This is a genomic window from Pantoea sp. SIMBA_079, from assembly GCF_046940275.1.
GTDB lineage: Bacteria > Pseudomonadota > Gammaproteobacteria > Enterobacterales > Enterobacteriaceae > Pantoea > Pantoea borealis.
The window spans coordinates 1-228 of record NZ_JAWRYR010001050.1 but is presented as its reverse complement, the minus strand read 5'-3'; the positions used below and the strand labels follow the sequence as shown (position 1 = coordinate 228).

The 228-nt window shown below is 55.3% G+C and carries 1 protein-coding gene; it reads right to left on the bottom strand.

Annotation, left to right across the window (positions count from 1 at the left end):
- On the bottom strand, positions 1-228 hold a 228-nt coding region (locus tag SB719_RS23135; protein WP_412160189.1), incomplete at both ends, for a BCCT family transporter.

Sequence of the window (228 nt, the reverse complement as noted above, 5' to 3'; positions counted from 1 at the left end):
ACAAGGCGAGGGAACTGTCTTCACTGACCACAGTAGCCAGATCCTTTACACCATCGTTGAGGATCATATGGATTGCCGAGTCACCGAACACCGTCATCCACAGCAAGGTGAAACCCGCCGGTACGAACAATACGCCGCAGACGAATTCCCGAATGGTCCGCCCTCGCGAAATACGTGCGATGAACAAACCCACGAAGGGCGACCAGGACAACCACCAGCCCCAGTACA